At 68.2% G+C, this 9,162-nt stretch carries 6 protein-coding genes; 4 read left to right on the plus strand and 2 right to left on the minus strand.

The features are described from left to right. Positions 1 to 2,013 (minus strand): CarD family transcriptional regulator (locus ACXJKR_RS16170; RefSeq protein WP_457323692.1); only part of this gene is annotated, 2,013 nt, incomplete at its 3' end. A 380-nt stretch (positions 2,014 to 2,393) separates the two neighbouring features. Here ACXJKR_RS16170 and ACXJKR_RS16175 point away from each other — a divergent pair. The 4 genes from ACXJKR_RS16175 (at position 2,394) to ACXJKR_RS16190 (ending at position 8,830) form a co-directional block, all read left to right on the plus strand. Next, complete coding sequence (locus ACXJKR_RS16175) at positions 2,394 to 4,154, plus strand: DUF885 domain-containing protein (protein WP_457323693.1); 1,761 nt, start codon at positions 2,394 to 2,396, stop codon at positions 4,152 to 4,154. A gap of 165 nt (positions 4,155 to 4,319) precedes the next feature. After that, on the plus strand, positions 4,320 to 5,660 hold the full coding sequence (locus ACXJKR_RS16180) for an MFS transporter (protein ID WP_457323694.1): 1,341 nt from the start codon (positions 4,320 to 4,322) through the stop codon (positions 5,658 to 5,660). After that, positions 5,638 to 7,482, plus strand: a complete 1,845-nt coding sequence (locus tag ACXJKR_RS16185; RefSeq protein ID WP_457323695.1) for an ATP-binding protein — start codon at positions 5,638 to 5,640, stop codon at positions 7,480 to 7,482. Before ACXJKR_RS16180 ends, ACXJKR_RS16185 begins: the two co-directional genes overlap by 23 nt. Further along, positions 7,469 to 8,830: a sigma-54-dependent transcriptional regulator gene (locus ACXJKR_RS16190; protein WP_457323696.1), complete on the plus strand. Its 1,362-nt coding sequence runs from the start codon at positions 7,469 to 7,471 to the stop codon at positions 8,828 to 8,830. The genes ACXJKR_RS16185 and ACXJKR_RS16190 overlap by 14 nt, the downstream gene beginning before the upstream one ends. A 117-nt stretch (positions 8,831 to 8,947) precedes the next feature. On the opposite strand, the gene ACXJKR_RS16195 is transcribed toward ACXJKR_RS16190, so the two are convergent. Continuing rightward, the coding region (locus ACXJKR_RS16195; protein ID WP_457323697.1) for a chalcone isomerase family protein at positions 8,948 to 9,162 on the minus strand (215 nt) is incomplete at its 5' end.

Genomic DNA, 9,162 nt, shown 5'->3' on the forward strand with positions numbered 1-9,162 from the left:
GTTCTGGTAATGCTGCTCGGCCAGCAGCGTGGTGGGCGCCAGGATGGCAACCTGCTTGCCGCCCATCACCGCGACAAAGGCCGCGCGCAGCGCCACCTCGGTCTTGCCAAAGCCCACGTCGCCGCAGACCAGGCGGTCCATGGGCTTGGGGCTGATCATGTCCTGGATGACGGCGTGGATGGCGGCACGCTGGTCGGGCGTTTCCTCGAAGCCGAAGGACGCCGCAAAGGCCTCGTAGTCGTGGCCCGAGTAGCGGAAGGCATGGCCCTCGCGAGCAGCGCGGCGGGCGTAGAGGTTGAGCAGCTCGGCGGCGGTGTCGCGCACCTGCTCGGCGGCCTTGCGCTTGGCCTTCTCCCATTGGCCCGAGCCCAGCTTGTGCAGCGGTGCTTCCTCGGCGCTCACGCCGGTGTAGCGGCCGATCAGGTGCAGCTGGGCCACCGGCACATACAGCGTCGCCTTGTCGGCGTACTCCAGGTGCAGGAACTCCGAACTGCCGTCGCCCACGTCGATGTTGACCAGGCCCTGGTAGCGGCCGATGCCGTGGTTGATGTGCACGACCGGGTCGCCCACCTTCAGCTCGGACAGGTCCTTGATCAGCGCATTGACGTCGCTGACCTGCTCCTGCTTGCGCCGCCGCCGGGTCGTCGGCATCGTCGCGAACAGTTCCGTCTCAGTGAAAAGCTGAACGGGTTGCTGCGCGTCGTTCCAAAAGAATCCCGTCGCCAGCGGCGCGGCGGTTATTGCGTATTTCTCGTCGCCGGCCAGGAACTCGGCCAGGTCCTTGACCGACGGCGGTTCGATCTTGCTGTCGCGCAGCTGCTCCAGCAGGCTCTCGCGGCGGCCTTCGCTCTCGGCCAGGAGCAGCACGCGGTGCGGCGTCGCCTTCAGGTGGGCGGCCAGGCGGGCCAGCGGTTCCTGCACGCCGCGCTCGACGCTGATGTCGGGCAGAGGCCGGGCGAAGTCCACCGGCTCGCCGCCGCGCACCGACAGCACCGCGTGCGGCTTGGTCAGGCCGAAGAAGTCCTCGGCCGTCAGGAAGATCTCTTGCGGCGGCAGCAGCGGCCGCTCGGGGTCGTGCTGCAGGAAACGGTGGCGCTCCTTGGTGTCGGTCCAGAAGCGCTGGATGGCTTCATCCACCTCGCCGTGCAGGGCCAGGCCGGCTTCGCCACCGAGGTAGTCGAAGACCGTGGCCGTCTGGTCGAAAAACAGTGGCAGGTAGTACTCGATGCCACCTGAGGCGATCCCCTCGCCGATGTCGCGGTAGATGCGCGCTTTGCTCGGGTCGCCGTCCATCTTCTCGCGCCAGCGTTCGCGGAACTTCTTGCGCGCCACCTCGTCCATCGGGAATTCGCGGCCGGGCAGCAGGCGCACCTCGGGCACGGGGTAGAGGCTGCGCTGGCTGTCGGGGTCGAAGGTGCGGATGGAATCGACCTCGTCGCCGAACAGATCGACGCGATAGGGCACGGCAGARCCCATGGGGAACAAGTCGATGAGGCCGCCGCGCACGGCGTACTCGCCCGGCTGCACGACCTGGCTGACGTGGGTGTAGCCGGCCAGCGTGAGCTGGGAGCGCAGCGAGGCCTCGTCCAGGCGCTGCTTCTGCTTGAAGTTGAAGGTGGTGCCGGCCAGGAAGCTGGGCGGCGCGAGGCGCGTCAGCGCAGTCGATGCGGGCATCAGCACCACGTCGATGCTTTTCGTTTTTTTGCTTTGCAGCAGCTCCCACAGCGTTGCCAAACGCTCGGAGATCAGGTCCTGGTGGGGGCTGAAGCTGTCGTAGGGCAGGGTTTCCCAGTCGGGGAAGACAGCCACCTTGAGCTCGGGCGCGAAGAACTTCAGCTCGTCTTCCAGGCGCTGCGTGTCGCCCGGCTCGGCCGTGAAGATGGCGGCCATGCGCCCGGCGTCGCGCTGCTGCTGCACGAAGCGCGCGAGCAGCAGGGCGTCGGCTGAGCCGACGGGGCGAGGGTGGGTGAACTTCTTGCCCGGCGCAATGGCCGGCAGCGATGGCAGCGTCATGGAGCTCTAMAAACGACAACAGCCCCGAAGCGGGGCAGGGGCCTGTTGACACCACGGCGATGGGCCGCGTTGTGACCAGAAAGGCCGCGAGCAAGGCGCAAACCGCAGCCGGGTCGGTCATCCGGCGAGGATTTGCAACGCCGCGCGCGGCCTTTCTGGCCACAACCCTCCGGGAAGGCCAGCTGCCAGGACCACTCTGCGTTGCAGCGCTTGCCCGCACATGAGTGCGGCCGGCGCGCTGCGCCTTGATTGGCCCTGGCGGCTGGCCTTCGCGGCCCATTGCCGTGGTGTTAACAGGCCCGCGATTCTAGGGAAGCCATGCCCTTTGGCTGTCAGCAGGTCTATAGCTAGCATCGCGCCACCTCGAAACTGGAGACCTCATGCGTCGTCGCCTTGCCCTGAGCCTGCTTGTCGCAAGCCTGCCCACCTGGGCCGCTCCCACCGAGAGCGAACGCTTCCACCAATGGCTGGATGCCCAGTGGGAACTGACGCTGCAGCGCCAGCCCATCCTCGCCACGTCCCTCGGAGACCCGCGCTACAACGACCGCCTCATCGACACCACGACCGCGGCCTACCGCGTCCAGGCCAAGCGCGAGTTGCAGGAGCAATTGAAGGCCCTGACCGGTTTCAGCAAGGCCAAACTGGAACCCAGGGACCGCGTCTCCTACAGCATCCTCAAGCTCGACCTGGAGCAGAACCTGGCTGGCGAGCGCTTCCCGGACTGGATGCAGCCCATCAGCCAGATCGGTGGCCTGCCCAGCTTCCTGGCGCAGATGGGCACGGGCCAATCCATCCAGCCCTTCAGGACGACCAAGGACTACGACGACTGGCTCAAGCGCCTGGCTCTGGCGGTGCCCCTGTTCGACGGCAGCATTGCCAATATGCGCGACGGCCTCAAGGCCGGCGTGACCCAGCCGCGCGCGGTCATGGAAAAGGTGCTGCCGCAGCTGACGGCCCTGGCCGTGACCGACCCCGAGAAGAGCTTGTTCTGGGGGCCGATCAAGAACTTCCCCGAGGCTGTGCCCGCCGCCGACCGCGAGCGCATTGCGGCCGAGATGCGCAAGTTGCTGTCGACGGGCGTGTTGCCCGCCTATGCCCGCCTGCTGGCCTTTGTGCGCGACGAGTACATGCCCAAGGCGCGCAAGAGCACGGGCTGGTCGGCCCTGCCCGACGGCAAGGCCTGGTATGCCCACCGTGTGCAGCAGTCCACCACGCTGAAGCTGACACCCGACCAGATCCATGCCATTGGCTTGAAGGAGGTCGCGCGCATCCTCGGCGAGATGGAGGGCGTGCGAAAGGAGGTCGGCTTCCAGGGCGACCTGAAAGGTTTTTTCAAGTACCTGCAGGACGACCCCAGGTTCTACTTCAGCAAGGCGGAGGACCTGCTCAATGGCTACCGCGACCTGCAGAAGAAGATCAACGGCCTGACGCCCAAGCTCTTCGACATCCAACCCAAGGCCGACTACGAGGTCAAGGAAGTCGAGGCCTTCCGCGCCGAGAGCGCCGCCGGCGCTTCCTACCAGAACGGCACGACCGACGGCTCGCGGCCGGGCGTGTTCTACGTCAACACCTTCAACCTGAAGGCCCAGCCCATCTTCGGCATGGAGACCCTGTCCCTGCACGAAGCCTCGCCCGGCCACCATTTCCAGATCTCCATCGCGCAGGAAGACGCGACGCTGCCGGCCTTCCGCCGCTTCGGCAGCAACTACACGGCTTATGTGGAAGGCTGGGCGCTGTATTCGGAGAGCTTGGGCAAGGAGCTGGGCCTCTTCACCGACCCCTATCAGTGGTACGGCCGTCTGTCGGACGAGCAACTGCGCGCCATGCGCCTGGTGGTGGACACCGGCCTGCATGCCAAGGGCTGGACGCGGGAGCGAGCCATTCGGTTCATGCTCGACAACTCCTCCATGGCCGAGAGCGATGTCGTCTCCGAAGTCGAGCGCTACATCGTCTGGCCCGGCCAGGCGCTGGGCTACAAGATCGGCCAGCTGGAGATCACCAAGCTGCGTGCCGAGGCGACCCAGGCGCTGGGCCCGAAGTTCGACGTCAAGGGCTTCCATCGCGTCGTGCTGACCGCCGGCCAGGTGCCGCTGCCGGTGCTGCGCGAGTTGGTCATGGAGTGGGTCGCCAAGCAGCGCTGAGCGCGGCGGCGGATCTCCGCCAGCGGCGGCTGCGCGGCGTCATGCTCGGCGGAAATCCGCCGAAGCGACGGGGCGTGCATCGCRCGCCACCCTGGCGCACGGCCACGCACGGTCTTGGCACGCAAGCTGCTCATCCTGGGGCACACAACCCAGGAGACAAGCCCCATGTCAGCGATCTATCCCCCGGCTTCGGCCGCTGTGGCGGCAGCGCCCGACCGCATCGAGTTCAGCCGCCTGAAGGCCATCCTCGTCGGCTCCCTCGGCAACCTCGTCGAGTGGTACGACTTCTACTGCTACGCGGCCTTCTCGCTCTACTTCTCGTCGTCCTTCTTCCCATCATCCGATCCGGTGGCCCAGTCGATGTCGACGGCGGCCATCTTCGCTTTGGGCTTCTTCATCCGGCCCGTCGGCGGCCTGCTGTTCGGCTACCTCGGCGACCGCCATGGCCGGCGCCTGGCGCTGATGGCCTCGGTGCTGCTGATGTGCGGCGGCTCGCTGCTGATCGCCTGCTCGCCCACCTATGCCGCCGTCGGCGTCTGGGCACCAGCCATCCTGCTGTTCGCGCGCCTGCTGCAGGGCCTGAGCCTGGGTGGCGAGTACGGCTCCAGCGCCACCTATCTGTCGGAGATGGCGACGTCCAAGCACCGCGGCTTCTATGCCAGCTTCCAGTACGTGACGCTGATTGGCGGCCAGCTGACGGCGCTCGTCGTGCTGCTGGTGCTGCAGAACTTCGTGCTCGACGCCGCCCAGCTCAAGGCCTGGGGCTGGCGCATCCCCTTCTTCATCGGCGCGCTGCTGGCCATCGTCGCGCTGATCATGCGGTCCGACCTGCCCGAGACCCAGGCCTTCCAGGCTGAGAAGAAGCGCAACAAGGACCGCATGGGTGGCTTCAAGCTGCTGCTGCAGCACCCGCGCGAATGCCTCATCGTCATCGGCCTGACCATGGGCGGCACGCTGGCCTTCTACGTCTACACGACCTATATGCAGAAGTTCCTGAAGCTGTCGGTGGGCCTCACCGACGCGCAGACCACGGCCGTGTCCGCCGCCAGCCTGGTGTTCGCGGCCCTGCTGCAGCCAATCTACGGCGCGCTGTCGGACCGCATCGGCCGCAAGCCGCTGCTGCTGGGCTTTGCGGTGCTGGGCACGATCTTCACGGTGCCGCTGCTGACGGCGCTGCGCCACGCCCAGGGGCCGTGGGAAGCCTTTGGCCTGATCGCGTGTGCCTGGCTCATCGTCAGCGGCTACACCTCCATCAACGCGGTCGTGAAGGCCGAGCTCTTCCCCGCTTCCATCCGCGCCACCGGTGTCGGCGTGCCCTATGCCATCGCCGTGTCGGTCTTCGGCGGCACCGCCGAGTACATCGCACTGTGGTTCAAGCAGCAGGGCATGGAGAGCGGCTTCTATTGGTACGCTACCGCGGTGATCGCCTGCTCGCTGCTCGTCTATCTGTTGATGCGTGACACGCGCCAACACTCAAGGATCGATGCCGAAGCTGCCCACCACTGACGCAAACAAGCCGGCCCGCTGGCGACGCAGTCTCGGGCTGTTGTTGCTGGTGGTGCTGGGCGGCGCAGCGGTCGCGTACGCGGCCTGGCGGCTGTCGCTGGACCTGGCGCTGGCCCAGACCCGTGACGACGCGCAGCGCCATCTGCGCTTTGTCGCGCACGAGCTGACCGGCGCGCTGGACAAGTACGAGGTCGTGCCGCAGGTGCTGGCGCGCCATCCGGCGCTGRCCGGGTTGCTGGCCGTGCCGTCATCCCAGGCACGCGCGGCGGAAGTCAACGTGTTGCTCGAAGGCGTTGCGCAAGACGCCTCCGCAGCGGCCATCTTCCTGATCGACGCGCAGGGCCTGACGCTGGCCGCCAGCAACTGGYGTGAGCCGCAGACCTTTGTCGGCCAGAACTACGCCTACCGGCCTTACTTCCGCGACGCGATGGCGCAGGGCGGCGGCCACTTCTATGCGCGCGGCTCGACGACCGGCACGCCGGGCTACTTCATCGCCCACCGGCTGTCCGGCCCCACGGCGGGCGTCGTCGTGCTGAAGGTGTCGCTCGACGAGATGGAGGCCAACTGGGCGCGCAGCGCTGGCGAGCTGATGCTGGCCGATGCGCGCGGCGTGGTTTTCCTGGCCAGCCGGCCGGAATGGAAGTACCGCACGCTGCAGCCGCTGTCCGATGCCACGCGCAAAGAGCTGCACGACACGCAGCAATACGGCGACCTGCCGCTGCCTGCGCTGGGGCGCGAGCCCTCACGCGCGGCGACCGAACTGCGCATCGAGCGCATCGCCACGGCGGCTGCCAAGCTGCGCGCCCTCGTCACCGAGCAGCCGGTGCAGGGGCGCGGYTGGACGCTGCTGTCTTTCACCGAGATCCGCGGTGCGGAGCAGATCGCCGCCGGCCGTGCCTGGGCTGCCGCCTTGGGCTGGGTATCGCTGTTGCTGACCTTGGCCTACCTGCAGCTGCGCCGCCGCCGCGCCCGTGAGCGCCTGGCCGCCCAGGGCGCACTGCGTGCCGCCTACGACAGCCTGGAGACGCGCATCGCCGAGCGCACACGCGAGCTGCAGGCGCGCGTGGACGAACTTCATCGCACCGAGCTGACGCTGCGCGCCACGCAGGACGACCTCGTGCAGGCCGGCAAGCTCGCCGTGCTGGGCCAGATGGCCGCCAGCATCACGCACGAGATCAACCAGCCGCTGGCGGCGCTGCGGGCGCTGAACGACAACGCCCGCGTCTTCCTCGAACGCGGCATGCAGGCCGACGCCGAGACCAATCTGCAGTCCATAGACAGCCTGACCCAGCGCATCGCTGCCATCGTTGGCCAGCTCAAGGGCTTTGCGCGGCGCGACGAGCTGCGCGTGCAGCCAGTGGTGGTGGCGGAAGCCTTTCAGGCCGCGGTGGCCCTGGTGAGCGCTGAAGCGCGCCGCCAGCGCGTCAGGCTCGATTGCCTGCCCGTGCCCGAAGGCCTGGCCGTGCTGGGCCAGCAGGTGCGCATCGAGCAGGTGCTCGTCAACCTGCTGCGCAACGGCATCGACGCCAGCGCCGAGAAGGGCGGCGGCACGGTAACGCTGCAGGCCGAGGTCGATGCCGGCCAGGCGCTGCTGCGCGTGAGCGACGACGGCTCCGGGCTGAGCGACGATGTGCAGGCGCGCCTCTTCGAGCCTTTCTTCACGACCAAGCGCCGCGGTGACGGCCTGGGGCTGGGGCTGTCCATCTCGGCTTCCATCGCCAACGCGCTGGGTGGCTCGCTGCAGGGCGGCAATCGACCCGAGGGTGGGGCGCAGTTCATCCTCAGGCTGCCCATCACACAATCGCCGCATGGCCGCGCCTGAACCTACCGATGTGCTGCTCGTCGAAGACGACGAGCAGGTGCGCCTGGCCACGGCCCAGAGCCTGCGCCTGGCCGACCTGCGGTGTCACGGCGTGGAGTCCGCCGAGGCGGCGCGCGCCTGGCTGCAGCCGGGCTTTGCTGGCATCGTCGTCTGCGATGTGCAACTGCCCGGCGACAGCGGCCTCTCATTGCTGCAGCGCCTGCGCGAGCAGGACCCCGAGCTGCCCGTCATCCTCGTCACCGGCCACGGCGACATCGGCATGGCGGTGGAAGCGATGCGCGATGGCGCTTGGGATTTCATCGAGAAACCCTTCTCGGCGGAGCATCTCGTCGAGGTCGTGCGCCGCGCGCTGGCCCAGCGCCGCCTGGTGCTGGAAAACCGGCGGCTGAAGGCCCAGCTTGCCGGCGGACCCGCCGACGGCTTGCTGGGAGCGAGTGCCGCGATGGAGCAACTGCGCACGCTGATCGCCACCCTCGGTCCGGCACGTGTAGACGTGCTCATCCATGGCGAGACCGGTGCCGGCAAGGAGGTCGTCGCCCGCGCCCTGCACGCGGCCAGTGGCGCGACCGGTCCTTTCGTCGCCATCAACTGCGGCGCTCTGCCGGAGAGCGTGTTCGAGTCCGAGATCTTTGGCGCCGAGGCCGGGGCCTACACGGGTGCCGCCAAGCGCCGCATCGGCAAGCTCGAGTTCGCAGGCGACGGCACGGTCTTCCTCGACGAGATCGAGTCCATGCCTATGGCCCTGCAGGTCAAGATGCTGCGTGTGCTGCAGGAGCGCAGCGTCGAGCGCCTGGGCGCCAACACGGCCGTGCCGCTGGCCTGCCGCGTCGTCGCCGCGACCAAGGTGGACCTGCTGGAGCTGGCCCGGGAAGGGCGCTTTCGCGAGGACCTGTTCTACCGCCTGGACGTGGCCAGCATCGCGCTGCCGCCGCTGCGCCAGCGCCGCGAGGACATCCCGCTGCTGCTGAGCCATTTCTGCGCCCAGGCTGGCGAACGCCTGCAGCGCCCGGTGCCGGCCTGGAGCGCCGCCCAACTCGCCGCTTGGGCAGCGCGCGACTGGCCGGGCAATGTGCGCGAGCTGCGCAACTTTGCCGAGCGCTGGGTGCTGGGCCTCGTCACCGAGGCTGCCCCTCCTGTGCCGCAGCTGACTAACGAGCCGGCCGCCCTGCCGCAGGCGCCGCTGGACGAKGCGCTGGCTGCCGTCGAGCGGCAGTGGATCGTGCAGGCCTTGCAGGAGAGCGGCGGCAATATTGCCAAGGCCGGCGAGCGCCTGGGCCTGGCGCGCAAGACGCTGCACGACCGCATCCGCCGCCTCGGGCTGGACGCCGACGCCTATCGCTCGAGCTGAGGCGCGCCGGCACCGCCAAGCAGTTCCGCGTCGTGCACATCAGCCCGCATGGCGATGGCGGTGCCCGCTTCGAGATGGCGCGCATCGCTTTGGGCAACTAGAAGCGGCTGGCCCTGGTCAGTCCTTGCCGCCATCCAGCAGGGCATCGCGCAGCTGCGTGTCGGCCGGCGAATCGCCGAACCAGATGCGCAGCACCAGCGTGAAGAACTCGTCGTCACCGACCGGCTCGCCCTGGGCCTGGCCCGAGATGTAGAACTGCGTGCCCTTGCCCGGCACGAAGTCCATCGCGAAGGTGTCGCCGGGCAACAGCTTGGGCTTGCCCGAGAAGATCT

This window comes from Roseateles sp. P5_E11, assembly GCF_054049355.1.